Source organism: Gryllotalpicola kribbensis, assembly GCF_039538245.1.
Taxonomy (GTDB): domain Bacteria; phylum Actinomycetota; class Actinomycetes; order Actinomycetales; family Microbacteriaceae; genus Gryllotalpicola; species Gryllotalpicola kribbensis.
The window spans coordinates 1-23,179 of record NZ_BAABBX010000011.1; the positions used below are offsets into that span (position 1 = coordinate 1).

Consider the following 23,179-nt stretch of genomic DNA (forward strand, 5'->3'; position numbering starts at 1 on the left):
CATAATCAAACCCAAGCTGACCCGCACGGTGTCGAGAAACTCCACCACTCAACGGGACGCGGCCCGCCAGAAGGGAGTCGGCACGATAGAATGAAGTCGATCCTGTTTTCCCGGAGGTGAGCATATGAAGCGCAAGGACGTCACTCGTGAGGCGCTTCATCGTGCCGCTCTGCGTTCCACGCGGGCGTCGGCGGCGTTGGAGAACAGGTCGGTGCCGGTCGGTGTCACTCGCTCTGAACGGGTGGAGCGCTTCCTCGCCGCGCGCAAGCAGCGCGTTTGATGGGTGTTGAGCCCGGCTACGGCGAAACACCGTTGGACCCGGCAGAAGCAGACGCCCTCACCCCACAGGCTCGTGAGATCTTCGGCGATGAGCCGAAGAAAATCGACCTCTACGAGGCCGAGCAGGCGATCAACGATGAGGTCAGCATCGCGTTGCTCGATGACATCGCCGACGGGCGACTCGTGCTCGCCGATATCCTCACGGACGCGTTCCTCCGTGACCTGCATCAGAAGCTCTACGGAGACCTGTGGACGTGGGCAGGCCGATACCGAAGGCGTGATCTCAACATCGGCGTCGAACCCGAGCACATCGCCGTCGAGTTCCGCGGATCGCTCGACAACATCCGGTACCGGTGGGAGCACACCGACGGCTGGACAGCACGCGAACTCGGCATCGCCGTGCATGCCGAGACCGTCCGCATCCACGGCTTCGTCGACGGGAACGGGCGAACGACGCGACTGCTCGCCGACCTGGTGTTCCTCGCCGCGCAAGACGCGGAGGCGATCGCAGAGACGTACGACTGGGACATCGACAAGCGCCGATACATCGCCTTGCTGCGCGAGTACGACCTCACCAGAGATCCGAAACCGCTCGCCGCGTTCGTGCCCGTCCAACGGCTCGATGACATCGAGAACCGGTGACCAGATTGGTGACCAGAAACCCTCCTGAGCGGCGCGAATCAGCCCGAACCACTGCGTAGCTGTCCGTAGCTCGCGGTAGACTCGACCCCATGAGATCCCTGAAATTACGGGGAACTCCACCGATTCGGGGCTTCGCCCAGACGTGCCAGGCGGCTCTCAGTTGTTCTTGGTTCGAGTCCAGGTACCCCAGCACCGGTTGCGACCGAGTGAAAGACCCGCTTTCGAGCGGGTCTTTTCGTTTGTGGTGGGGAACTTCGTCGGGGCCCGCCGTCTGGGTTATGACGTGCCAGTTGCCGTGTTCCTGTAGCTTTGCGCCATGAGCGTGCGCGCGATCGTCGCCACCATCGGTGTGGTGTTGGTCACGGCGTATGCGGCTCTGATGGCCGTGGATGCGCTGGTGCTGTACCCGTTGGCCGCCGTTCCGGGCCATCCGCTGTCGCAGATCTATGACGGGCTCGCGCGAGCTGACATGAACGTCGCGCTCGACATCACGGCCGATCTCGTGATGACCGGAATCGGCGTCGTCCTGGCGATCCTCGCGATCACAATCGGCCTGCGTGGCGGGATCACGGCGCCCGCGCTGGCGTCGACTCTGCTCGGGATCCTCGCCGCGGGCGCCATTCCCGCCTGGTACAGCGGCGTCTTCCTCGGCATGGATATCGCGGATACGTACGCACCGGGCGACGACGCTCAGACTGTCTGGCCCCAGGTGCTCTTCGTGACGAGCCTGGCCGCGCTGGTCGCCGTTCCCGTGATCGCGATCATCACAGCCCGCAGGCGCCGAGTGCGCGCGGTTGCGGCGTGAGACACGACGTCAGGCTTCGGCGGATGACGAACGTCGCCTCCTGACGAGCCGCACCACCACCGTCGCGATGACGGCTACGAGCCCGGCCATCACGAGACCCAGGCCGACACGTTCGAGGACGAGGAACGCAGGGACGCCGCCGGCGACGAATGCCCAGTCGGCAGGCGGGGAGCTGGTGTATTGCACAGAACCCCGAGGAATGGTCCACTCCGACGCCTCGTAGATCACGCCGCCGCCGATTGCGACCACCCCGCCGACGAGCGCGACCCACCAGCGCTGGAACCAGCGCGAGAAGCGGGGGCCATCGTCGGTCATGCAACCAACCTAGCCCCCGCGCCCCGCGTCCTGAAGCCTCAGCCGCCCGAGGGGTTCTCGACAGGCTGGTCGTCTTCGTCGGTGCCCGTGTCGGGGTCGACCTTGTCGGGGTTCGCACCCGAGTCCGGCGAGCCGCCCGACGCCGTGTCCGCATCGGTCGAGCCGCTGTTCGGCGCACCCTGGATGTTCTGGTCATCGTCGGAGTTCTGCTCGTTGTAGCTGCGCTGATCGCTCATGGCTGAGCGGTACCCGGCACCGATTCAGTGAAACGGACAACGAGCGGATGCCCGCACCAGCCCGCCAGAGCGCGGCTTCGTCGGCAGGCGCCGGCGATTCACATCGAGCCCCTCGTCGAGGATCACGACGCGCGGGTCGCTCAGCGCCGCGATCGCCGTCGAGAGCCCGGCGATCGCGAGCTTCTCGCCGGGGCAGCGGTGGCCGCTGCGGACATCCGCCCCGCCGTGCGGAACGAACGTCTCGATCGCCTCGTAGTCGGTGGCGCCCTCGAATCGCGCGGGGTCGAACTCGGCGGCACGCGGCCACGAGCGGTCGTCGGTATCGGTGCCGAGGATGTCGATGAGCACGCGGTGCCCGGCGGGAAGGCGCTCGCCGTCGAGCTCGATGTCGCTCGTCGCCCAACCGGGAAGCATCGGGACGAACGGGGCGGTGCGCCGCACCTCCTGCGCGAACGCGCGCGCGAGCGGCCCACCCGTGAGCGACCCACGCGATGCGGTCTCTGCGGCGATGCGCGCGCGCCAGTCCGGGCGGTCGTGCAGCTCCTTCGCCGCGAACGCGACGAACCGCGCGACGGCGATCATCGGGCGGATGCTGTTCTGCAGCTCGATGCCCGCGAGTCGTGCAGGCAGCAGTCGCCCGTTCTCATCGCGATGGCTCGCCCACTCGTGCAGCGCCGTGCCCTCGGCGGCGTCGAGCGACCCGGCCCGCACGGCCTCGATCAGCCGCTGCGCGTGCCGGTCGGACCACCGCCGGTTGGCTGCGGCGAGCAGGTACACGGGGGAGTACGGCGAGCCGAAGCCGTCGACGATCTGCGCGAGGCGCGCCGCCCACCGCGTCTTGGCCGCCGGCGTTCCGGGCAGGCCGGCCCACTGCATGCTCGCCCGGCCGAAGGCGCCGACCGCGGCATCGTATGCGCTGCGCCGGCTGCCGTCGGCCCACGCGGCGAGAGCATCGGCCCACTCCCGCTCGAGCAGAGGGGTCATCCGCTCGACCTGCTCGTCCTCATACGCGACCTCGACGAACGCGGCCTTGCGGCGCCGGTGCGCAGCGCCGTCGAGGCTGTGCACCGAGCCGTTCCCGAAGAGCGTCTGCTGCACCACGGCCGGCATCGCGCCGTGGCGTCGGACGCGCTCGCCGTCGTAGAACAGCCGCACGCCCTCGGCGCCGCGCACGAGCAGGGCGCGCCTGCCGAGCAGCCGCAGGGGCACGGCACGCGCGCCGGGGCGGGTGCGCCCCCAGATGTGCGCGCCGAAGCCGTAGCCGCGGGTGAGGAACGCGAGCGAGTCGTCACGAAGTGCTGTCGAAATCGCCATGCGGGCCATGGTCGCAGTCGAGCGCCGACGCCTCTAGGGGGTGGCACCCGGGTACTGCACGTGCATGAGCCGCTTCGACGCAGACCTCGTTCCGCCCACCGTGGCGCTCGCCAAGGCCGTGGCGAGACGACGATGCGCCGTGAATTCGCAACCCGTAGCGCTGTGCGCGGCGCGAAGGGCAGTCTGGGAACTCAGAGTGAAGAGGGGGAAGACGTGACAGAGATCGGCCAGAGTGCAGACCGCGACGAAGCGCCCAGCCCGGACGACGAGCGGAAGCCGCAGTCGCCGCAGCACATCACGAAGCGTTCGTGGAAGTACGTGTTCCGGCGCACGATCGCCGAGTTCTCGGCGGACCAGGGCCAGGATGCCGCGGCCGCGCTGACCTACTACGGGGTGCTCTCCGCGTTCCCGGCGCTGCTTGCGGTGTTCTCGCTGCTCGGCGTGGTCGGGCAGGGCGGCAGCGCCGCCGACGCCGTGCTGAAGATCGTGCGGCAGGTCGCCCCAGGGCAGACCGTCGACCTCATCGAGGGGCCGATCCACCAGTTCGCCTCGTCGTCGGCCGCAGGCCTGGGGCTCGTCGTCGGCATCGTGCTGGCGGTGTGGAGCGCGTCGGGCTATGTCGGCGCCTTCAGCCGTGCGATGAACCGCATCTACGAGATCGACGAGGGCCGCCCGTTCTGGGTGCTCAAGCCGAGCCAGCTGCTGATCACCCTGGTGCTCGTCGTGCTGGTCGCGATGATGGCGGTGATGCTCATCATCTCGGGCCCGCTCATCGGAGCGATCGGGAACGCGATCGGGGTCGGCGACGTGGCGACGAGCGTCTGGTCGATCGCCCGCTGGCCGGTCATGGCGCTCGCCCTGATCTTCGCCGTCGCGCTGCTCTACTGGGGCACGCCGAACGTCAAGCAGCCGCGTTTCCGCTGGATCTCGCTCGGCAGTCTGTTCGCGATCGTCGTGCTCGCGATCGCGACGGTCGGCTTCGCCTTCTACGTCGCGAACTTCGCCAACTACAACAAGTCCTACGGCTCCCTCGGCGGCGTCATCGTCTTCCTGGTCTGGCTGTGGATCGTGAACCTCGTGCTGCTGCTCGGCGCCGAATTCGACGCAGAGCTCGAGCGCGGGCGCGAGCTGCAGGCCGGCATGGATGCCGCCGAGGAGATCCAGCTTCCGCCGCGCGGCACGCGCCAGAGTGAGAAAGCCGTGGAAAAGGCCGAGAAGCTGATCGCCGACGCGGAGGAGCTGCGGAAGTCGTGACAGTCTCGTCTGCGTGGCAGGACGGAGGCGGCGCAGCTCGCGCAGGCGCGGGCGAGCGGCGACGGCGATGGCTGTCGCCCTCGGCGCGGCCGGACTGGTCGTCGCGCTCGTCGTAGCCGGAGTCGTCGGGGTGGCCATCGCGGCGAGCAGGCCGCAGCCGCAGGCATCCGCCTCGCCCGTGCTGCCCGCGTGCCCCGCGGCCGACCCGGTGACGGTCGGCGGCATCGTGGTGCCGCGCGGCCCTGTCGCCGGGTTCTGCCAGGCCGAGCTCGTCAACGCGGCGCAGGTGATGAACGCCGCCAGGTCGCTCGGCATCGGCACCCACACCCAGGCCGTCGGCGTCATGACGGCGATCGGCGAGAGCGGGCTGCGCAACCTCGACTACGGCGATGCGGCGGGCCCCGACAGCCGCGGCCTGTTCCAGCAGCGCGACAACGGCGCGTGGGGCACCCTCGCCGAGCGCATGGACCCGTACACCGCGGCGCTGCACTTCTTCCAGAAGGCGATCAGGGTGCCCGGCTGGCAGACGATGGAGCCCACCCTGCTCGCGCATGCGGTGCAGAGGAATGCCGACGCGGGCTACTACGCGCAGTACTGGCCGCAGGCCGAGCAGATCGTCGCGGCGCTGAGCGGGTGAGTGCATGGCGCATGCCCCGGGTACCGCTCGCGCATGGCCAAGTTCTATGACGAGACCGCTGTTGAGCCCGGGCACGCGCAGCGCTTCGCGATCGGCGAGCTGCAGGTGCACGTGAGCCGCACCCCGGCGGGCGAGTGGATGGTGGACGCGGGTGGAACGGACGTGGTCACGATCCGCCCGGCGGACGGCGGCGGCTTCGTCGTCGGCGCGGGTGCCGCGCCCGCGTACCGCAGCGCGTTCCCCTCCGCGATGCAGCTCGCGCTGCGCCGGCTCGGCTTCTAGCGCTCCAGCGCGGCGACCGCGCGGATGACGGGCGCCCAACGCGCTGCGTAGTCGGCGAGCTTCGGGTCGTCGGCGTACGCCGAGTCGAGCTGATACAGACCGGGCGCCGGGGCGATCGCCCCGAGTTCGACCAGCACGGGCTTGAGCAGCAGCTCGGGAGCCAGCGCGTGCGCGGGCCCGGCGCCGAGCATGAGCGGCACGGCGACGACGCCCTCGAGGCCCGTCGCGGTCGCGAACTGGTCGAGGAACAGCTTGAGCAGGCCCGTGTACGTCGCCTTGAAGGTGGGCGAGGCGAAAATCGCAAGATCGGATGCCTGCACCTTCGCGACCGCCGCCGCGACGCTCTCGTCGCCCCAGCCGATGAGACCCGGGCCGAGTTCGATCAGGTCGATCAGCTCGACCTCGTCTGCGCCGAGCGCGGTGGCGAGGCGCTGGGCGGCATCCGCGGTGCGAGACGCGGGCTTCGGATTGCCGACGACGGCGACTGCTCTCATGCCGACAGTCTGTCGTGCGCACCGCTCGTGGCGCGGCAATATGACGCAGCCCTACGACGGCGACCGCCACGAGACCGCCCTATGCGGCGCGGCCTGACTCACCCCGCGAGTGCGAGTCGCAGGCCGAAAGCGATCATCACGACGGCGATGAGCCCGTCGAGCACGCGCCACGCGACGGGGCGTGCGAACAGCGGGCGCAGCAGGCGTGCGCCGAAGCCCAGCGAGAAGAACCAGATGAAGCTGCCGGCGACCGCGCCGCCGACCCACCACCAGCGGGCGTCAGGCGCCTGCTGATTGGCGAGCGAGCCGAGGAAGACGATGGTGTCGAGGTAGGCGTGCGGGTTGAGCCAGGTGAAGACGGCGACGGCGGCGATGGCGCTGCCGAAGCGCACCCCCTTCTCGGAGCCGCCTGCCGCGGAATCCGCCGAGTCGGTCATGGCCTCGCCGCCCCGCTTCAGCGCGCGCCGCGCCGCCATCAGGCCGTAGCCGACCAGGAAGATCGCGCCGACCACCCGCGCCACGACGAGCACCTCGGGCGCCCGCTGCACGACCGCCCCGACCCCTGCTGTGCCCGCGGCGATCAGCACCGCGTCGGATAGCGCGCAGAACAGCACGATCGGCAGCATGACGCGGCGCGCGGCGACGACGCCGATCTTCAGCAGATAGGCGTTCTGGGCGCCGATCGCGACGATCAGCGAGAGGCCCGTGCCGAGGCCGAACAGGGCGGGAAGCAGGGTGGAGCTGAGTTGCACCCTTCAACGTTAGGAATTCGCCGGCCATCACACCAGCTAAAGAATCTGAAGCGGCATAAGCTGCTCTTATGCCAGAGCTCAACTCGGATCAGCTGCGAACGCTGCTGGCGGTGATCGACGAGGGCACCTTCGATGCCGCCGCAGCGAAGCTTCACATCACGCCCTCAGCGGTGTCGCAGCGCATCAAGGCGCTCGAGCAGGCGGCGGGCGCCGTGCTGGTGCGGCGCAGCACACCGATTCACGCGACCGAGGCGGGCCTCGTCGTTCTCCGGCACGCGCGCAAGCTTGCCCTGCTCGACCTCGATCTGACGCGCGAGTTGAGCGCGGCAGGGCGCCAGGGCGGTGCGCTCTCGGTGCCGATCGCGGTCAACACCGACTCGCTCGACACTTGGTTCCCCGACGCGCTGACCGCGCTCGTGCCGCGCGACGACATCGTCTTCGACCTGCGCCGTGAGGACCAGGAGCACACGCTCGAGCTGCTGCGCTCGGGCGAGGTCGCGGCGGCGGTCACGAGCATCGCCGAGCCGGTGCAGGGGGCCGTGAGCATTCCGCTCGGCTCGATGCGCTACCGGGCGGTGTGCTCGCCCGCCTACGCCGAGGCGCAGCTGGGCGGCGTGGCGCACATCAGGCGCATCGCCGACGCCCCCTACGTCGACTTCGACCGCAAGGACCAGCTGCAGCACCGGCTGTATCACGCGGTCGTGGGCGGCGAGGGCCGGGCCCCGCGGCACTACGCCCCCACGACCACCGCATTCACCCGGGCGATCTTCGGCGGTCTCGGCTGGGGGCTGCTGCCCGACCAGCAGTGCGCCGACGCGCTCGCGAGCGGCGAGCTCGTGCGGCTCGGGGGAGCGCGCACCGTTCGGGTGCCGCTCTACTGGCAGCGCTGGGCGATCGCGTCCAGCGTGCTGGACGACGTGACCGACGCGGTGCGTGCCGCGGCGCGCGAGAGCCTCGTGCGCTAGCCTCTCGCCATGAACCCAGAGGCCCTCCTGCTCGACTTCGACGGAACGCTGGTCGACTGGGTCGGCGCGCTCGAGGCGGGGGTCGGTGCGGCGGCCGCCCAGGTCGCCCGGCTGCACGGTCTGGACGCGGGCGAGGTCGCGGCGCGCACGCTCGCCTTCGAAGCCGAGGTGTTCGAGCTGCACGCGACCGGCTGGACGCTGGGCGGCGTCGGCGCCGCCGAGCTCGGTCAGGCCATCTGGCGCCGGCTGCTCGGCGAGTACGGCTTCGACGACGAGCCTGCCGAGTTCCTCGCCGCAGCGCAGTGGCAGGCAGAGCTCGCCGCCTATCGCGCCTACGACGACGTGGCCGCCCTCATCGAAGGGTGCTCGGCCGCAGGCATCCGCCTCGCCCTCGTCACCAACGGCCCGAGCAGTGTGCAGCGCGCGAAGCTCGAGCGCGTCGGGCTGGCGGATGCCTTCTCTGAGCTGCTGATTTCGGCAGAGGTGGGAGCGGCCAAGCCCGACCCGCGCATCTTCGAGGTCGCACTCGAGCGCCTCGGCAGCGACCCTGCGCGCACCTGGCACGTCGGCGACAGCCTCGAGTACGACATCGCCGGCGCACACGCCGCGGGCCTCGGCAGCGTGTGGCTGAATCGCAACGGGTGGACCCGCGGGCGCCACCAACCCGAGCCCGACCGCGAGATCACGGCTCTCGATGAGCTGACGCAGCTGCTGGCTCAGGCCGCCTGAAGTAGCCGTCTGCGCCGATGAGGCGCTCGCGCAGGGTCGACGCCGCGACCGGCTCTTGCGGCATCCGGCCGCGGCGGCGCAGCTCGGGGACGAGCAGCTCGGCGACGTCCTCGAGGTCGGCCGGGTCGAAGATCGGCTCGATGAGGAAGCCGTCGAGGTCGACGGCGTCCATCAGGTGCTCGAGCTCGTCGGCGACCTCGACGGGGTCGCCCCAGACCTGGAAGCCGCGCGTGCCCTTGCCCTTGAGGTCATCGAGGATCTGGCGCACGGTCGGCGCCGCGCTGCCGTCCTTCGGCAGGAAGCGGTCGATGTTGCTCTGCCCCATCTGGCCGACGGGGCCGCGGTCGTCGCGATCGAGCAGCTGCTCGAGGGAGCGCTCGGGGTCGAGAGCGAGCAGATCGATGCCCGTGTTGCCCGCATACAGGGTCGCAACGGTCTCGTCGGTCTGCATCTCCTCGAACTCGGCGCGCAGTCGCGCGGCCTCGTCGTGCGTCGGGCGCACGGTCACCGTGAGGCCGACCATGATGCGAACGGATGCCGGATCGCGGCCCTGCTGCGCCGCCTGCGCTCTGATGTCGGCGACGTTCGCGGCCGTGTGGGCGACGGTGGTTCCCTGCACGAAGACGCACTCGGCGTTGCGCGCCGCGTACTCGCGGCCGCGCCCCGAGGTGCCCGCCTGGAACAGCACGGGCACACGCTGCGGCGACGGGTCGACGGTGAAGTAGCCGGACGAGCGGAAGTGCTCGCCCGCGAACTCGACGCGGTGCAGCCCGCTCCTGTCCGCATAGACGCCCGCCGCGGCATCCGCCCGCACCGCGTCGTCGTCCCATGAGGTCTGCCAGAGCCGCAGCGCGAGATCGAGGTACTCGTCGGCCTGGTCGTAGCGGGCGTCGTGCGCCTGCATCGTGGTGTGCCCGAACAGCTCGGCCACCGTGTTCTGCGATGCGCCCGTGACGATGTTCCACCCGACCCGGCCGCGCGTGAAGTGGTCGAGGCTGGCGAAGCGGCGGGCGGTCTGAACGGGGTGGTCGAGGCCGGTCGACGAGGTGACGACGAAGCCCAGCCGCTCGGTCTCGCGCGCCAGCGCGGGAATGAGCACTGCCGGATCGAGCGACGGGAAGTTGATGCCGCCGCGCGCCGCGGTCTCGGGCAGATCGCCCGCGACCGACGGGTAGCCGTAGCCGTCGGCGAAGAACAGGAAGTCGAAGCCGGCGCGGTCGAGCACCTGTGCGATGTGCACCCAATGGTCGAGATCGTGGAACTGCGCGGAGCGGCTGCGCGGATGCGGCCAGCTGAGCGTTCCGCCGACTTGGGGCCCTGCGACCTCGAACACACCGAGATGGATCGTCTTCATGAGTCGATCGAAACACGTCGGATGGGGCGGAACGGTCCGTGTGCGCAGAGCGCAACGAGCCCGATACAGAGTCGTAACGCAGCGCGATTAGCTTCCAGAACACGCACCACATTCCTGCCACCCACTCGTACCCGACGGGAGCCCACATGCCCCTCTCTGCCTTCAGCAAGACCGCCGTCGACCGGCGTTCCTTCCTGCGTCTCTCCGGCACCGGCGCCCTCGCGCTGGCCGGCGCCGGCATCCTCGCCGCCTGCTCGTCCGATGCGAAGACGGGCAGCACGACCAGCGGCTCGAAGAAGGCCGACTACGGCACCATCGCCATCCAGCTCTCGTGGATCAAGAACATCGAGTTCGCGGGCGAGTACTTCGCGACCGACAAGGGTTACTACTCGAAGGCCGGATTCACCGCCGTGAAGCTGCTCGCCGGCGGCGGCCAGACCACCGCGGAAGAGGCGGTCACCTCCGGCCAGGCGCTCGTCGGCCTCTCGTCGCCCTCGATCACGGGGCCCGCGGTCGCGCAGGGCGCGCCGCTGAAGATCATCGGCACGACCTACCAGAAGAACCCGTTCTGCCTGATGTCTCTGGCCGAGAAGACGCCGATCAAGACGGTCGACGACATGAAGGGCAAGCGCATCGGCGTGCAGTCCGGCGGCAACCAGACGATCTTCGAGGGCTTCCTCAAGGCCAACGGCCTCACCGACAAGGACGTCGAGCTCGTCGCGACGCAGTACGACATCGCCCCGCTCGAGGCCGGCAAGTACGACGCGCACATGTCCTACGTCAGCAACGAGCCGATCCTCGCCAAGCAGGACGGGTTCACCCCCGTGCTGCTCGAGCTCGCCGACAACGGTCTGCCGTTCGTCGCCGAGACCTTCACGGTGCTGCAGGACACGATCGACTCGAAGCGCGAACTGCTGAAGGCGTTCCTCAAGGCCGAGATCCAGGGCTGGACAGACGCCGTCAAGGACCCCGCCGGCTCGGCGAACAAGGCCGTGACCAACTACGGCAAGGACCAGAAGCTCGACGAGACCGAGCAGACGAGCGAGGCGACGGCGCAGAACACGCTGATCCTCACCGACGACGTGAACGCCAACGGCCTGTTCACGATGACGCAGGACCTGATCGACGCCAACATCAAGGCCCTCGGCATCATGGGCACCGAGCTCACGGCCGAGAAGCTCTTCGACCTGTCGCTGCTCGACGAGGTCTACAAGGAGAACCCCGACCTCAAGGTCACGTTCACGATTCCCGCCGCGTCCTAGATTGAGCCCCATGTCCCTCAGCACGACCATGATCGCCACCCAGGACCCCGCGGGAGCCCCTGGGCTGGCGACCGGCATCAATATCCAGGGTCTGACGAAGACCTTCAGCAGCGGCCGCAAGACCGTCTCGGCTCTGGGGAACATCGAGCTGGGGACCAAGAAGGACTCCTTCCTGTCTCTGCTCGGCCCGTCGGGATGCGGCAAGTCCACGATCCTGCGCATCCTGGCGGGCCTTGAGACGCCCACGAGCGGCACGACCGCCATCAACGGCACATCGTCGGCCGAGGTGCAGCGCAGCCATGAGATCGGCGTCGCGTTCCAAGACGCGGCGCTGCTGCCATGGCGCACCGTCTACAAGAACATCCGCCTTCCGCTCGAGGTCGCGGGCATCACGCCCGAGCCCGGGCTCATCGAGGACCTGATCGACCTGGTCGGGCTCACGGGCTTCGAGCACGCGAAGCCCGCGCAGCTCTCGGGCGGCATGCGCCAGCGCGTGTCGATCGCCCGCTGCCTCGTGGTGCAGCCGTCGATCATGCTGCTCGACGAGCCGTTCGGCGCGCTCGACGACATGACGCGTCAGCGCATGAACGTCGAGCTGCAGCGCATCTGGAGCGAGAAGCCCGCGACCACGCTGATGGTCACGCACGGCATCGCCGAGGCGATCTTCCTCTCCGACGTCGTCGCCGTGATGACCCCGCGCCCGGGGTCCATCGCCGAGCTCGTCGAGATCGACCTGCCCCGGCCGCGCACCCCCGAGATCATGCGCTCACCCGAGTTCCACGCGTATCACGACCGCATCTCAGAGATCCTGTTCGGCGCCCACGGCGGAGCGGGAACGGATGACTGACTTCGAGCGCGAGCTCGGCGGCAGCATCGCCCTCGGCGCCGAGACCGCGCGCGGCGGGGCGCGGCGCCGCATGCTCGGTGCGATCGCCGGCATTCCGCCCTGGGCAGGCGCGATCATCGGCATCGTCATCCTCATCGCGGTGTGGTGGCTCGTCGCCGCGACGCTGTTCCACGTCACGGGCTCGGTTCCGACCCCCTGGCAGGTGGCCCGCCACCTCGCGGGGGCGCTCGTGGACCCCGTGTACTGGGAGGCCATCGGCGCGACGGGCGGTGCGGCGCTCTGGGGCTACGTCTGGGGCAACCTGATCGCCTTCTTCCTCGCCTTCATCGTGCTGGTCGCGCCGTGGTTCGACGGGCTCGCGACGCAGCTCGCCGTCGTCTGCTCATGCATTCCGATCACGGCGATCGCGCCGATCGTCACCCTGCTGTCGCACCCGGGCAGCCGGGCGACCTCGATCTTCCTGGCGGCGCTCAGCGTCATCTTCACCACCGTCGTCGGCTCGCTCCTCGGGCTGCGTGCCGCGAGCCCGACGCAGCTGGACGTGATCAGCGCGTACGGCGGCGGCCGCCTCACCCAGCTCGTCAAGGTGCGCTTCACCGCGGCTCTTCCGAGCATCATGGCCGCGCTCAAGATCGCGGCACCCGCGGCGTTCCTGGGGTCGGTGCTGGGGGAGTACTTCCTTATCGGCGTCGACAAGGGACTCGGCATCATGCTTCTGGCCGCGCAGGCATCCGCCAACTCCGTCAGTCTGTGGACCCTCGCGCTCATCTCGGGCGGCGTCGCCGGCCTCGCCTATTGGATCATCGGGCTTGTCGGCCGGCTCGTCAGCCCGTGGTCGACGGGGGAGCAGCGCTGATGGCGGGCTACGCGCTGAGGCGCATCGGGGTCACGGTCGCCACGGTCGTGGCATCCGTCGTCATCCTCTGCCTGCTCTGGCAGCTCGCGCTCGTTCTGCTGCACGCCAACCCCCTGATCTCTCGCACGCCTCTCGGCGTCTTCGAGTATCTGTTCGGCGCGCATCAGACCACGACCACGACCGCGGCACAGCACCGTGCGCAGCTCATCACCTGGATGTGGACCACCCTGTGGCATGCCGCCTGGGGCTTCACGATCGGCGTGCTCGCCTCGATGGCGGTCGCCGTGGCGTTCACCCTCATCCCCGTCGTCGAGTTCATGTTCATGCCGATCGCCATGCTGCTGCGCACGGTTCCGCTGCTCGCGATGGCGCCCGTGATCTACCTCGTGTTCGGCAACGGGCTCGTCACCGCGTCGCTCGTCGGCACCGTCGTCGTGTTCTTCCCGCTGCTCGTGAACCTGACCCTCGGCTACCGCTCGGTCAGCGCGCAGCAGACGGACGTGATCCGCGTCTACGGCGGCGGCGCGTGGACGATGTGGCGCAAGGTGTCCTTCCCGCACGCCCTGCCGCACTTCTTCGCGTCCTTGCGCATCGCGGTGCCCGGCGCGATCACCGGCGCGATGCTCTACGAGTGGCTGTTCACCTTCGAGGGGCTCGGCGCCGGCATCAACACGGCGAAGTCGCACTTCGACTACGGCGGCATCTGGGCGATCGTCGTCTTCGTGACGGGTCTGTCGATCCTCGGCTACACGATCGCGGCGATCGTCGAGACCGTCGTGCTCGCCGAGTGGGGTCCTGACGCGGGCCGGGCGGGCGCCCGGTGAGCGCGCGTGAGCTGCGCGCTCTTCCCAAGGCGCACCTGCATCTGCATCTCGAGGCGGCGATCCGGCCGGCGACCCTCGCCGAGCTCACCGAGCGGCACGGGCTCGAGTGGGTCGTGCCCCCGTTCACCGACTTCTCGATCTTCAGCACCACCTACCGCACCCTGCTCGCGGTGCTGAGCGTGCCCGAGAACCTCGCTCGCCTGATCGATGAGACCGTCGCCGACGGCGCGGCCGACGGCGCCGTCTACCTTGAGCTGTCCGTGGTGCCGAACTTCTACGCCGGCGTCTTCGGCACCGCTCGTGAAGCGCTCCGCTTCCACCTCGAGGCCGCGCGGGCCGCTGCGCTGCGGCACGGGGTCGAGGTCGGTCTCGCCATCGGCATCGACCGCACCCTGCCCATCGAGCAGGCGATGGACGATGCGCGCCTCGCGGCGGAGTTCGCCGGCGAGGGCGTCGTGGCGCTCGGGCTGGCGAACGACGAGCGGGGCTTCCCCGTGGCCGATTTCGCGCCGGCGTTCCGGATCGCGGCGGATGCCGGACTGCTCGTCACCCCGCATGCGGGCGAGCTCTGCGGCCCCGCAGAGGTGCGCGCGGCGGTCGAGGTCTGCGAGGCCGACCGGGTGCTGCACGGCGTGCGAGCCGTCGAGGATCCCGACGTCGTCGCACTGCTCGTCGAGCGCGGCATCGCACTCGACGTGTGCCCGACCTCGAACGTGCTGCTCGGCGTCGCCGCGTCGCTCGCGGAGCATCCGCTGCCCGCGCTGCTCGCGGCGGGCGTGCGCTGCTCGATCAACGCCGACGACCCGATCCTGTTCGGGCCGGGGCTGCTCGACGAGTACGAGACCGCCCGTTCGGGGCTCGGCCTCAGCGACGAGCAGCTCGCGGCCTGTGCGCTCACCTCGATCGAGACGTCGGGAGCCTCCGACCGGGTCAAGCAGCGCGGCGCCGCCGGCGTCGCCGCGTGGCTGGCCGCATGACGGCGGCTCGATAGGGTGGCCGGGTGACGTCCCGTGTTCTGCTCTTCGACTTCGACGGCACTGTGAGCCTCGGCGACGAGCCCGTGATCGCCTACGCGCGCCACCTCGACGAAGAGGCCGGCAGCACGGCCGACCTGATCACCCGCGTCGTCTCGCGCTGGCTCGCCGTCGACGGCCGGCTCGCCGCGGCCGTCGAGGGTCTGACCGATGCCGACCCCGTCTTCCTGGGCCTCCACGTGATCGACGGCGCGATCGACGGCTACGCGGCGGCGCAGCGCCTCGCCGCGCTCCTCGGCGTCGCTCCCGACCGCATCGACGCGGCCTACCGGGCGAGCCGAGAGGATCTCGCCGACGGGCTCATCTCGACCCATGCGCCAGAGGGCTTTGCATCCTTCCTGGCCGCGTTCCCGGCATCCGTTCACCGCGTGCTCGTCTCGAACTCGCCCGAGAGCGGCCTGCGCGAGCAGCTCGACAAGCTCGAGCTCACCCGCTCGTTCGACGAGGTCGTGACGAGCGCGAACAAGCCGGCCGGGCTCACGCCGATCGCCGAGCGCATCCTCACCGAGCAGGGCGTCGCTGCCGACCGCCTGCTCTCGATCGGCGACATCTGGGTCAACGATCTCGCGCCCGTCGCGGTTCTCGGGGCGGCGACCGCGCTGATCGATCGGATGCCTGTGCCGGAAGGCGCGGCGCCGACGGTGCGCGCCCCGCACATCGAAGACCTCTATCCCTGGTTCCTGGAGTGGGCGGGCTCCTAGAGTGAGGGCATGCCCCGCGAGCACGATGAAGTCATTCCGGAACTGACCCTCGAGCAGAAGGCGAGGCTCGCCTCGGGCGCCGACTTCTGGAGCACGAAGCCCGTGCCCGGCATCCGCCGCATCACGATGAACGACGGCCCGCACGGCATGCGCGTCGTCGCCGACATCGGGCTCAAGAGCCAGAAGCGGGCCACGTGCTTCCCGCCCGCCGTCGGGCTCGGCTCGAGCTGGAACCCCGCACTGCAGCGCGAGGTCGGCGAGGCGATCGGCCGCGAGGCGCGCGCCCTCGGCGTCGACATTGTGCTCGGCCCGGGCATCAACATCAAGCGCAGCCCGCTGTGCGGCCGCAACTTCGAATACGTCAGCGAGGACCCGCTCGTGGCCGGCTCGTTCGGGCAGGCCCTCGTCGAGGGCATCCAGTCGCAGGGCGTGGGCGCGTCGGTGAAGCACTTCGCGGCCAACAATCAGGAGACCGACCGCATGCACGTCTCCGCAGAGGTCGACGAGCGCACCCTGCGCGAGATCTACTTCCCGGCGTTCGAGCGGGTCGTCACGACGGCGAAGCCCGCGACGGTCATGTGCTCGTACAACCGCATCAACGGCGTCTACGCCTCGCAGAACGAATGGCTGCTCACGCGCGTGCTGCGCGAGGACTGGGGCTTCGACGGCGTGGTCGTCAGCGACTGGGGAGCGGTGGTCGACCGCGTCGAGGCGGTCAAGGCCGGTCTCGACCTCAAGATGCCGACAGCGACGGGCGACGATCGCGTCATCGCTGCGGCGCAGTCGGGCGAGCTTCCCGAGTTCGTGCTCGACCGTGTCGTCTCGCGTCTGCAGGCGCTGGCCGAGCGGGCGGATGCCTCGCGCCTCGGCCCCGTGGACGTCGACTTCGACGCGCAGCACGAGATCGCGCTGCGCGCGGCGCTCGAGGGCCCCGTGCTGCTCAAGAACGAGAACGGCGCGCTGCCCCTGCTCGAACAGGGCTCGACGCGCATCGCGGTCGTCGGCGAGTTCGCCCGCACGCCGCGCTACCAGGGGTCCGGCAGCTCGCAGGTGCCCTCGACGCGGGTCGACTCGGCGCTCGACGCGCTCACCGAGCTGATCGGCTCCCGCGTCCGCTTCGCGCCCGGCTTCACCTTCGACGGCGACGCGGAGGCCGACCCGGTGCTCGCGGAGGAGGCGCGCAGCCTCGCCGCCGACTCGGACTGGACCGTGCTCTTCCTCGGCCTGCCCGACTCCTGCGAGTCCGAGGGCTTCGACCGCGACACGATCGAGCTGCCGGCGAACCAGCTCGCGCTGCTCGAGGCGGTCTCGGCCGTCACGCGCCGCGTCATCGTCGTGCTGTCGAACGGCGGCCTCGTCGAGACCGACAGCTGGGAGTTCCGTGCCCGGGCGATCCTCGAGGGGTGGCTGCTCGGGCAGGCCGGCGGCCGGGCGATCGCGCAGCTGCTGCTCGGCCGCGCGAACCCGAGCGGCAAGCTCACCGAGTCGATCCCGGTGAAGCTCGAAGACACCCCCGCGTACATCAACTTCCCCGGGTGCGACGGGCAGGTCGTCTACGGCGAGCGGGTCTATGTCGGGTACCGCTACTACGACACCCGCGGGCTGCCCGTGTCGTTCCCCTTCGGCCACGGGCTGAGCTACACCGAGTTCGAGTACTCGGGGCTCTCCGTCACGGCGACCGACGGCGGGGCATCCGTCACCTTCACGGTGACCAACGTCGGCGAGGTCGCCGGAGCCGAGGTCGCGCAGGTGTATCGCAGCGACCGGCACAGTGCGATCGATCGGCCGGCCCACGAGCTGGTCGGGTTCCAGAAGGTGTTCCTCGAGCCCGGCGCGGCGCAGACCGTGACGATCGAGCTCGACTCGCGGGCCTTCGCCTACTGGTCGATCGGGCGCCGCGGGTGGATCGTCGACGAGGGGCTGTTCACCCTCTCGGTCGGCGCTTCCAGCCGCGACCTGCGCCTGAACGGCGATGTTCGCCTGCCGGCGCAGGGGCCGCAGCGGCGGCTCACCGCGTTCTCGTCGATCGCCGAGTGGTTCGCCGACCCCGTGGGCTCGCAGGTGCTGCAGGGCGCGATCGCACAGCTGCCCGACGCGCACACCTTCCAGCTCGACCCGTCGACGAACGAGGGCAAGATGTTCGCCGCGATCCCGCTCGGGCACCTGCTCACGATGGTGCCGAGCGCGCCGTCGGGCGCCGCCGAGCAGCTCGTCGCGGCCTACGAGCAGCTCAGCCGATCGGAGTGAGCACGAAGACCGGGATCAGCCGGTCGGTCTTGGTCTGGTAGCCGGCGTAGTCGGGCCACGCCTCGACGGCGCGTGCCCACCACTCGTCGCGCTCGGGGCCCGCGGGAAGCTCGCGGGCCTCAAAGTCGCCGCGCTTCGCGCCGTCTTGAAGCTCGACGTGGGGGTTCTTCTTGAGATTCCAGTACCAGGTCGGGTGCTCGGCCGCGCCGCCCTTCGACGCGATGACGGCGTACTCGCCGCCGTGCTCGACGCGCATGACCGGGGTCTTGCGCAGCTTGCCCGACTTCGCGCCGACGTTCGTGACGACCACGATCGGCTTGCCGCGCAGCTCGTTCGCCTCGGCGCCGTCTGATGCTTCGAACTTCTCGACCTGGGTGCGCGCCCACTCGGCGGTGCCCGGCTCGTACTCTCCCTCAAGTGGCATTCTTCGAGCCTAAGCGCACACGAGCCGAGATCGGCTGGCGAGTCGAATCGATTCGGTCGTAGGGTCGGAACCATGGAATACAGGCAGCTCGGCAACTCCGGACTTCGCGTCTCGTCCCTCACTCTCGGCACCATGGGCTACGGCGGCACCGGCTGGGCGACGCCCGTCGGCAACCTGCAGGTCGACGACGTCAGGCGTCAGCTGGCCATTGCGAAGGATGCCGGGGTGAACATCCTCGACACGGCCGACGTCTACTCGAACGGCCTCTCCGAGCAGCTCGTCGGCGAGGCGCTCGGCGACAGCCGCGACGAGTGGATCGTCGCGACCAAGGTGCGCATGACCATGGGCGACGGGCCGAACGACGCCGGTGCATCGCGGCACCACATCATCAAGGGCGCGGAAGACAGCCTGCGCCGACTCGGAACCGACTACATCGATCTCTATCAGCTGCACGAGTGGGACGGGCAGACGCCGCTCGAAGAGACCTGGGCAGCGCTCGACCACCTCGTTCAGTCGGGCAAGGTGCGCTACCTCGGCATCTCGAACTACACCGGCTGGCAGACCGTCAAGGCCGTCATGACGGCCCAGAAGCACGGCTTCACCGCCCCCGTCGCCACGCAGGTGCACTACTCGCCGCAGACCCGCGACATCGAGGGCGAGGTCATTCCCGCCGCGATCGACCAGGGGCTCGGGATTCTGGTCTGGAGCCCCCTCGCCGGGGGACTGCTCTCGGGCAAGTACCGTCGCGGTCAGGACGCCCCGGAGGGCTCGCGCCGCTTCCAGGGCTGGACCGAGCCGCCGGTCTACGACGAGGACCTGCTCTACGACCTCATCGACCTGCTGGTCGAGATCGGCGACGGCCACGGCGTCTCGGCCGCGCAGGTCGCGCTGTCGTGGACCCTGGGCCGCCCGCAGGTCAGCTCGCTGATCATCGCGGGCCGCACCGAGGAGCAGCTGAGCGACAACCTGGCGGCGGCCTCGCTCGTGCTGTCCGACGACGAGCGCGCGCGCATCGACGAGCTCACCCTGCCCGACCTGCGCTACCCCTTCTGGCACCAGCGCAACACGTCCACCGACCGCCTCTCGCCGGCCGACTGGTCGCTGATCAGGCAGTACGTGTAGCCGCTCAGCTCGGCTGGCGCGCGAGCCACTCCCGCACCGCGGGCAGCGCATCGGGGTGGCGCGGGGTGCGCCCGTGCGTCGCGCCGTCGAGGAGGCGCACGGGCGTGCTCGGCAGGTACGACTGCATGCGGGCGGCCGCGCGCACGCGGATGTGGTCCTCGGTGCCGGCGATCATGAGCAGCGGAACCGTCAGTGTCGAGAGCGCGTGCGCGGGTACGCCCGGGTCCTCCTCGGTCTTGCGCATGTACGCCGCGAGCGCCTGGGGGTCGTTCGAGAGCAGCGCGAGGGCCGTCGAGTTGTCGAGTGGCTTGCCCAGGTGCTCGGCCCAGCGGTCGACGAAGGCCTGCATGCCGCGCGCGACGAGGGTGTCGACGACGCCCGGGAAGAACGTCTTGTCGAAGATGCCCTGGCCGCCCGTGCGCGGCGAGCCCCCCAGCGTGACGAGGCTCGCGAGCCGACCCGGGTGCGTGTACGCGATCTCGAACCCGACGCGGCCGCCGAGCGAGTACCCGATGTAGTGCGCCTTCTCGACCCCGGCCGCCTCCATCACCGAGAGCACGTCGCCGACGAAGAGCGCCTGGTCGTAGGCATCCTCTTCATACGGCTTGTCGCTGCGCCCGTGGCCGCGCAGATCGAGGGTGATCACCCTATGGCTCGCCTGGAGCTCGCGCACCCAGCCGAAGCCCCGCCAGATCGCCTGGGTGAGCGCCGTGCCGTGCACGAGCACGACCGCCGGGGCCCCCGGGGCGCCCTCGCCGAAGACGCGGTAGCTGATCTGGGTGCCGTCGAGGGGGTTCTCCACTGAGTCCACCCGACCACGGTAGCGGTCCCACGCCGGTAGCCTTGAGGGGTGGCGCGCGCAGTGATCCTCGGTGGAACCGGTGTGATCGGGGCAGCCGTAGCCACGCGTCTTCTCGACGCGGGCTGGCAGGTCGACGCGACGGGGCGCGACGCCGCCCACGTGCCCGAGACCCTCGCCCAGGCATCCGGCTTCACGTTCGTGAATTCAGATCGAGCGGACGCCCGTGCGCTGCGTGCCGTCGTCGGGGACGGCGCCGAGCTGATCGTCGACTGCCTGTGCTTCACGGAGGAGGACGCGCTGACCGTCCTGCCGTTTCTCGCCGACGCCGACGCCGCCGTCATGATCTCGAGCAAGGCGGTCTACGTCGACGAGTTCGGAAACCACAGCAACTCGGCGACGAAGCCGGTGTTCCCGCTGCCGATCCGCGAGACCGACGCCACGGTCGCCCCGGGGCGCGGCGACCCCACCTCCCGCGAGGGCTACGGCGCGAACAAGGTCGCGGCCGAGAACGCGCTGCTCGACTCGGGTCTGCCGATCACGGTGCTGCGCCCGAGCAAGGTGCACGGCGCCGGCGCGGCGCGGCCGCGCGAGTGGGTGTTCCTCAAGCGGGCTCTCGACGGCCGCGAGCAGCTCGCGCTCGCCCACCGCGGGCGCGGCGGCGATCACACGACCGCGGCGGCGAACATCGCCTCTCTCGTCGAGGTCGCGGCGCGGCATCCGTCTGCGCGCATCCTCAACGCGGGCGATGCGGATGCGCCGACCGGCCTGCAGATCGCCGAGGCGGTCGCCGCGCATGTCGGCCGACGCTTCGAGTTCGAGCTGATCGACGACGACGTCGACCCGCAGTACGGCGCCCACCCGTGGGACGTCGTGCCCCCGATCGTGCTCGACCTGTCGGCGGCGCGCGAGCTCGGCTGGCAGGGCGAGACGTTCGCCGGCACGGTCGGCGCCGAGCTCGACTGGCTGCTGCGCGAGCACGAGCTCGGCGCCACGGCGCGCTTCGACGACGACCCGTTCTTCGAATCGTTCCTCGACTACCGGCTCGAGGACGCCTACCTGCTGCTGCGCAGCCTTTCCAGAGAGTCTCTATGAGCCCCAACATCCGTCTCACCGTCCGCTCGACCCGCCCCGGGGAGCCGTTCTCCGAGCACGGGGCGGCGAACAAGGCGCGCCTCGTGCTGGTGCGCCACGGGCAGACCGAGTGGAGCCTCTCGGGGAAGCACACGAGCGTCACCGATCTTCCGCTCACGCCCGCGGGCGAGGCCGAGGCCGCCGCCATCGCCGAGGTGCTGAACGGGCACTCGTTCGGGCTCGTGCTGTCGAGCCCGCGGCAGCGAGCGATCCGCACCGCCGAGCTCGCGGGCTACGGCGACCAGGTGCAGCTCGACGAAGATCTGGCCGAGTTCGACTACGGCGCCTATGAGGGGCTCACGACGCCGCAGATCATCGAGCAGCGCGGCGCGAACTGGAATCTGTGGCGCAACGGCGTGCCCGCGGGTGCGACGCCGGGGGAGTCCGCGGCCGACGTGCAGGTGCGCGCCAAGCGCGTGATCGCGCGCGCCCTCGAGACGATGTGGGACGGCAGGGACGTCATCTGCTTCGCGCACGGCCATTTCCTGCGCGCCATGGCGGCGGCGTGGCTCGGGCTGCGGCCGGTCGATGCGCAGGCGTTCTCGCTCGCCACGGCGACCGTCAGCGTGCTGGGCTTCGAGCACGCGCAGCCCGTCGTCGTGCGCTGGAACACGCCGCCCGGCATGCTCCAGTTCCCGGCGTGAGCCGGCCGCGTAACACTGTGTCGTAACACTCGGGCGGCCGCCCGCGGCCCGGTCATAGCGTCGAGGCATGGGCGAGCAGATGATCCTCGGTGCGGCGTTCCGCGCGCTCGGCGCGTACCCGTCGGGGTGGCGGATGCCGGGGGCCGAGCGTCAGCCGCGGCGCGAGCCGCAGGTGCTCGTCAAAGCCGCGAAGATCGCCGAGAGGGCCGGCTTCGACTACCTGTACTTCGGCGACTGGCTGTCGACGGGGCCCGAGCTCGAGGCGACCGCGCCCCACCTGCTCGCCCGGGTCGACCCGCTCAGCGCGGTCGCGTTCCTCGCGGCATCCACGCGGCGCATCGGCCTCGTCACGAGCATCAACACGACCTACAGCGAGGCCTACTCGATCGCGCGGCAGGCGGCGTCCATCGACCTGCTCTCCGGCGGCCGCCTCGGCCTCAATCTGCATGTCGGCGCGAACGAACCCGCGGCGGCCAACTACGGCAAGGACGCCGAGTGGGACAGGCTGAACGCCTACGACCGCGCGACCGAGTTCATCGACGCGCTGCGACGGCTGTGGGACAGCTGGGACGACGATGCATTCATCGCGGATGCCGCGACCGGCAGGCTCATCGACCCGAGCCGCGTGCACCCGGCCGACTTCGACGGGGCCTTCATCCAGACGGCCGGGCCACTGAACGCACTGCGCCCCGTGCAGGGCGCCGTTCCGCTCGCGCACACGGGCACGTCGCCGCGGGCGCACGAACTGGTCGCGACGCGGGGGAACATCGCGATCGCCGACTTCGAGGGCGTGGCCGAGGCCTTCGACTACCGGGCGGGGCTGCGCGCCGCCGCGCTCGCCGCGGGCCGCGACCCGGCCGATGCGCCGGCGCTCGTGATCCCCGTGCTGCCGGTCGTGGCGGAGACGAGCGAGCGCGCCGACCTGCTGGCGAACGAGCTGCTCGCTCTGGCGCCTGCCACCCGCGGGCGCCTGCCCGGTCTGCTCGTCGGCGACGGGCCCGCGGTGGCGGCGCGACTCGAGGCGTGGTTCGGCTCGGGAGCCGTCGACGGATTCCAGATCCTGTCGGCATGGATGCCGGCGCAGCTGGAGGCGTTCGCCGAGCTCGTGGTGCCCGAGCTGCGGGCGCGCGGGGTGGTGCGCACCGAGTACACCGGCCGCACCCTGCGGGAGCACCTCGGGCTCAGGCATCCGATCAGCGCATACGCGCTGGACTGACGCCTGAGCCC

The 23,179-nt window shown here is 70.3% G+C and carries 27 protein-coding genes; 19 read left to right on the forward strand and 8 right to left on the reverse strand.

What is annotated here, in order from left to right:
• Positions 1–124: 124 nt before the first annotated feature.
• The 3 genes from ABD716_RS07380 to ABD716_RS07390 all read left to right on the forward strand — a co-directional run bounded on the left by ABD716_RS07380 (position 125) and on the right by ABD716_RS07390 (position 1,726).
• Complete coding sequence (locus ABD716_RS07380; RefSeq protein WP_259607983.1) at positions 125–280, forward strand: hypothetical protein; 156 nt, start codon at positions 125–127, stop codon at positions 278–280.
• Positions 280–921, forward strand: a complete 642-nt coding sequence (locus tag ABD716_RS07385) for a Fic family protein (RefSeq protein ID WP_344775375.1) — start codon at positions 280–282, stop codon at positions 919–921. Before ABD716_RS07380 ends, ABD716_RS07385 begins: the two co-directional genes overlap by 1 nt.
• Positions 922–1,243: 322 nt before the next feature.
• Positions 1,244–1,726 (forward strand): hypothetical protein, encoded by a 483-nt coding sequence (locus ABD716_RS07390; protein WP_344775377.1) that lies wholly within the window; start codon positions 1,244–1,246, stop codon positions 1,724–1,726.
• Between the two features lie 9 nt (positions 1,727–1,735).
• On the opposite strand, the gene ABD716_RS07395 is transcribed toward ABD716_RS07390, so the two are convergent.
• The 3 genes from ABD716_RS07395 to ABD716_RS07405 are packed head-to-tail and all read right to left on the reverse strand — an operon-like array spanning position 1,736 to position 3,591.
• A complete protein-coding gene (locus ABD716_RS07395) occupies positions 1,736–2,041 on the reverse strand; it encodes a hypothetical protein (RefSeq protein ID WP_344775379.1) in 306 nt (101 codons plus the stop codon).
• A gap of 38 nt (positions 2,042–2,079) precedes the next feature.
• Positions 2,080–2,277, reverse strand: coding sequence for a hypothetical protein (locus tag ABD716_RS07400; RefSeq protein ID WP_344775381.1), 198 nt, complete (start codon positions 2,275–2,277; stop codon positions 2,080–2,082).
• A 24-nt stretch (positions 2,278–2,301) separates the two neighbouring features.
• Positions 2,302–3,591, reverse strand: a complete 1,290-nt coding sequence (locus ABD716_RS07405) for a cytochrome P450 (protein WP_425553402.1) — start codon at positions 3,589–3,591, stop codon at positions 2,302–2,304.
• Between the two features lie 213 nt (positions 3,592–3,804).
• Between ABD716_RS07405 and ABD716_RS07410 the strand changes: the two genes are divergently transcribed.
• The 3 genes from ABD716_RS07410 (at position 3,805) to ABD716_RS07420 (ending at position 5,764) form a co-directional block, all read left to right on the forward strand.
• Positions 3,805–4,845 (forward strand): YihY/virulence factor BrkB family protein, encoded by a 1,041-nt coding sequence (locus tag ABD716_RS07410; protein ID WP_344775385.1) that lies wholly within the window; start codon positions 3,805–3,807, stop codon positions 4,843–4,845.
• Between the two features lie 67 nt (positions 4,846–4,912).
• Positions 4,913–5,482 carry a hypothetical protein gene (locus ABD716_RS07415; protein WP_344775386.1) on the forward strand — a complete coding sequence of 190 codons (570 nt, stop codon included), beginning with the start codon at positions 4,913–4,915 and terminating at the stop codon, positions 5,480–5,482.
• 33 nt (positions 5,483–5,515) lie between these two features.
• On the forward strand, positions 5,516–5,764 hold the full coding sequence (locus tag ABD716_RS07420; RefSeq protein WP_344775387.1) for a hypothetical protein: 249 nt from the start codon (positions 5,516–5,518) through the stop codon (positions 5,762–5,764).
• Here ABD716_RS07420 and ABD716_RS07425 read toward each other — a convergent pair.
• Both ABD716_RS07425 and ABD716_RS07430 read right to left on the reverse strand, forming a co-directional pair.
• Positions 5,761–6,258 (reverse strand): NAD(P)H-dependent oxidoreductase, encoded by a 498-nt coding sequence (locus ABD716_RS07425; RefSeq protein WP_344775388.1) that lies wholly within the window; start codon positions 6,256–6,258, stop codon positions 5,761–5,763. The genes ABD716_RS07420 and ABD716_RS07425 overlap by 4 nt on opposite strands.
• 98 nt (positions 6,259–6,356) lie before the next feature.
• A complete protein-coding gene (locus ABD716_RS07430; RefSeq protein WP_344775389.1) occupies positions 6,357–7,010 on the reverse strand; it encodes a LysE/ArgO family amino acid transporter in 654 nt (217 codons plus the stop codon).
• 68 nt (positions 7,011–7,078) lie between these two features.
• Between ABD716_RS07430 and ABD716_RS07435 the strand changes: the two genes are divergently transcribed.
• The gene (locus ABD716_RS07435) at positions 7,079–7,975 is read left to right on the forward strand and encodes a LysR family transcriptional regulator ArgP (RefSeq protein ID WP_344775390.1); all 897 of its coding nucleotides are present in this window, start codon (positions 7,079–7,081) and stop codon (positions 7,973–7,975) included.
• Positions 7,976–7,984: 9 nt separating this feature from the next.
• On the forward strand, positions 7,985–8,704 hold the full coding sequence (locus ABD716_RS07440; protein WP_344775392.1) for an HAD family hydrolase: 720 nt from the start codon (positions 7,985–7,987) through the stop codon (positions 8,702–8,704).
• Here the strand turns inward: ABD716_RS07440 and ABD716_RS07445 are convergent.
• Positions 8,658–10,058 (reverse strand): NtaA/DmoA family FMN-dependent monooxygenase, encoded by a 1,401-nt coding sequence (locus ABD716_RS07445; protein WP_344775394.1) that lies wholly within the window; start codon positions 10,056–10,058, stop codon positions 8,658–8,660. The genes ABD716_RS07440 and ABD716_RS07445 overlap by 47 nt on opposite strands.
• Before the next feature lie 146 nt (positions 10,059–10,204).
• Between ABD716_RS07445 and ABD716_RS07450 the strand changes: the two genes are divergently transcribed.
• The 7 genes from ABD716_RS07450 to ABD716_RS07480 are packed head-to-tail and all read left to right on the forward strand — an operon-like array spanning position 10,205 to position 17,829.
• Positions 10,205–11,320 carry an ABC transporter substrate-binding protein gene (locus ABD716_RS07450; protein ID WP_344775397.1) on the forward strand — a complete coding sequence of 372 codons (1,116 nt, stop codon included), beginning with the start codon at positions 10,205–10,207 and terminating at the stop codon, positions 11,318–11,320.
• A 10-nt stretch (positions 11,321–11,330) separates the two neighbouring features.
• Positions 11,331–12,167 carry an ABC transporter ATP-binding protein gene (locus tag ABD716_RS07455; protein ID WP_344775399.1) on the forward strand — a complete coding sequence of 279 codons (837 nt, stop codon included), beginning with the start codon at positions 11,331–11,333 and terminating at the stop codon, positions 12,165–12,167.
• Positions 12,160–13,023, forward strand: a complete 864-nt coding sequence (locus ABD716_RS07460; protein ID WP_344775401.1) for an ABC transporter permease — start codon at positions 12,160–12,162, stop codon at positions 13,021–13,023. Before ABD716_RS07455 ends, ABD716_RS07460 begins: the two co-directional genes overlap by 8 nt.
• A complete protein-coding gene (locus ABD716_RS07465) occupies positions 13,023–13,847 on the forward strand; it encodes an ABC transporter permease (RefSeq protein WP_344775403.1) in 825 nt (274 codons plus the stop codon). Before ABD716_RS07460 ends, ABD716_RS07465 begins: the two co-directional genes overlap by 1 nt.
• Entirely contained in the window at positions 13,844–14,824 is a 981-nt protein-coding gene (gene add, locus ABD716_RS07470) for an adenosine deaminase (RefSeq protein ID WP_344775405.1), read from the forward strand. Before ABD716_RS07465 ends, add begins: the two co-directional genes overlap by 4 nt.
• Positions 14,825–14,847: 23 nt before the next feature.
• Positions 14,848–15,582: an HAD family hydrolase gene (locus ABD716_RS07475; protein ID WP_344775407.1), complete on the forward strand. Its 735-nt coding sequence runs from the start codon at positions 14,848–14,850 to the stop codon at positions 15,580–15,582.
• Between the two features lie 9 nt (positions 15,583–15,591).
• Positions 15,592–17,829, forward strand: a complete 2,238-nt coding sequence (locus tag ABD716_RS07480) for a glycoside hydrolase family 3 C-terminal domain-containing protein (RefSeq protein ID WP_344775409.1) — start codon at positions 15,592–15,594, stop codon at positions 17,827–17,829.
• Here the strand turns inward: ABD716_RS07480 and ABD716_RS07485 are convergent.
• On the reverse strand, positions 17,813–18,253 hold the full coding sequence (locus ABD716_RS07485; protein ID WP_344775411.1) for a nitroreductase family deazaflavin-dependent oxidoreductase: 441 nt from the start codon (positions 18,251–18,253) through the stop codon (positions 17,813–17,815). The genes ABD716_RS07480 and ABD716_RS07485 overlap by 17 nt on opposite strands.
• A gap of 72 nt (positions 18,254–18,325) precedes the next feature.
• On the opposite strand from ABD716_RS07485, the gene ABD716_RS07490 reads away from it, so the two are divergent.
• Complete coding sequence (locus tag ABD716_RS07490; RefSeq protein ID WP_344775413.1) at positions 18,326–19,375, forward strand: aldo/keto reductase; 1,050 nt, start codon at positions 18,326–18,328, stop codon at positions 19,373–19,375.
• 4 nt (positions 19,376–19,379) lie between these two features.
• Here the strand turns inward: ABD716_RS07490 and ABD716_RS07495 are convergent, their stop codons facing one another.
• Complete coding sequence (locus ABD716_RS07495) at positions 19,380–20,186, reverse strand: alpha/beta fold hydrolase (RefSeq protein ID WP_344775415.1); 807 nt, start codon at positions 20,184–20,186, stop codon at positions 19,380–19,382.
• Positions 20,187–20,225: 39 nt separating this feature from the next.
• Here ABD716_RS07495 and ABD716_RS07500 point away from each other — a divergent pair, with 39 nt between their 5' ends.
• From ABD716_RS07500 to ABD716_RS07510, 3 genes are all read left to right on the forward strand, one after another.
• Positions 20,226–21,269: an NAD-dependent epimerase/dehydratase family protein gene (locus ABD716_RS07500; protein WP_344775417.1), complete on the forward strand. Its 1,044-nt coding sequence runs from the start codon at positions 20,226–20,228 to the stop codon at positions 21,267–21,269.
• Entirely contained in the window at positions 21,266–21,952 is a 687-nt protein-coding gene (locus tag ABD716_RS07505) for a histidine phosphatase family protein (RefSeq protein WP_344775419.1), read from the forward strand. Before ABD716_RS07500 ends, ABD716_RS07505 begins: the two co-directional genes overlap by 4 nt.
• A 67-nt stretch (positions 21,953–22,019) precedes the next feature.
• Positions 22,020–23,168 carry an LLM class flavin-dependent oxidoreductase gene (locus tag ABD716_RS07510; protein WP_344775421.1) on the forward strand — a complete coding sequence of 383 codons (1,149 nt, stop codon included), beginning with the start codon at positions 22,020–22,022 and terminating at the stop codon, positions 23,166–23,168.
• Positions 23,169–23,179 lie beyond the last annotated feature (11 nt).

Excerpts from the sequence above, each read along its gene's own strand:
- ABD716_RS07465 (WP_344775403.1), top strand. The coding sequence starts at position 13,023 with ATGGCGGGCTACGCGCTGAGGCGCATCGGGGTCACGGTCGCCACGGTC.
- ABD716_RS07440 (WP_344775392.1), top strand. The coding sequence starts at position 7,985 with ATGAACCCAGAGGCCCTCCTGCTCGACTTCGACGGAACGCTGGTCGAC.
- ABD716_RS07425 (WP_344775388.1), bottom strand. The coding sequence starts at position 6,258 with ATGAGAGCAGTCGCCGTCGTCGGCAATCCGAAGCCCGCGTCTCGCACC.
- ABD716_RS07435 (WP_344775390.1), top strand. The coding sequence starts at position 7,079 with ATGCCAGAGCTCAACTCGGATCAGCTGCGAACGCTGCTGGCGGTGATC.
- ABD716_RS07485 (WP_344775411.1), bottom strand. The coding sequence starts at position 18,253 with ATGCCACTTGAGGGAGAGTACGAGCCGGGCACCGCCGAGTGGGCGCGC.
- ABD716_RS07395 (WP_344775379.1), bottom strand. The coding sequence starts at position 2,041 with ATGACCGACGATGGCCCCCGCTTCTCGCGCTGGTTCCAGCGCTGGTGG.
- ABD716_RS07510 (WP_344775421.1), top strand. The coding sequence starts at position 22,020 with ATGGGCGAGCAGATGATCCTCGGTGCGGCGTTCCGCGCGCTCGGCGCG.
- ABD716_RS07480 (WP_344775409.1), top strand. The coding sequence starts at position 15,592 with ATGCCCCGCGAGCACGATGAAGTCATTCCGGAACTGACCCTCGAGCAG.
- ABD716_RS07445 (WP_344775394.1), bottom strand. The coding sequence starts at position 10,058 with ATGAAGACGATCCATCTCGGTGTGTTCGAGGTCGCAGGGCCCCAAGTC.
- ABD716_RS07385 (WP_344775375.1), top strand. The coding sequence starts at position 280 with ATGGGTGTTGAGCCCGGCTACGGCGAAACACCGTTGGACCCGGCAGAA.
- ABD716_RS07400 (WP_344775381.1), bottom strand. The coding sequence starts at position 2,277 with ATGAGCGATCAGCGCAGCTACAACGAGCAGAACTCCGACGATGACCAG.
- ABD716_RS07460 (WP_344775401.1), top strand. The coding sequence starts at position 12,160 with ATGACTGACTTCGAGCGCGAGCTCGGCGGCAGCATCGCCCTCGGCGCC.
- ABD716_RS07380 (WP_259607983.1), top strand. The coding sequence starts at position 125 with ATGAAGCGCAAGGACGTCACTCGTGAGGCGCTTCATCGTGCCGCTCTG.
- ABD716_RS07450 (WP_344775397.1), top strand. The coding sequence starts at position 10,205 with ATGCCCCTCTCTGCCTTCAGCAAGACCGCCGTCGACCGGCGTTCCTTC.
- ABD716_RS07455 (WP_344775399.1), top strand. The coding sequence starts at position 11,331 with ATGTCCCTCAGCACGACCATGATCGCCACCCAGGACCCCGCGGGAGCC.
- ABD716_RS07420 (WP_344775387.1), top strand. The coding sequence starts at position 5,516 with ATGGCCAAGTTCTATGACGAGACCGCTGTTGAGCCCGGGCACGCGCAG.
- ABD716_RS07415 (WP_344775386.1), top strand. The coding sequence starts at position 4,913 with ATGGCTGTCGCCCTCGGCGCGGCCGGACTGGTCGTCGCGCTCGTCGTA.
- ABD716_RS07505 (WP_344775419.1), top strand. The coding sequence starts at position 21,266 with ATGAGCCCCAACATCCGTCTCACCGTCCGCTCGACCCGCCCCGGGGAG.
- ABD716_RS07405 (WP_425553402.1), bottom strand. The coding sequence starts at position 3,591 with ATGGCGATTTCGACAGCACTTCGTGACGACTCGCTCGCGTTCCTCACC.
- ABD716_RS07490 (WP_344775413.1), top strand. The coding sequence starts at position 18,326 with ATGGAATACAGGCAGCTCGGCAACTCCGGACTTCGCGTCTCGTCCCTC.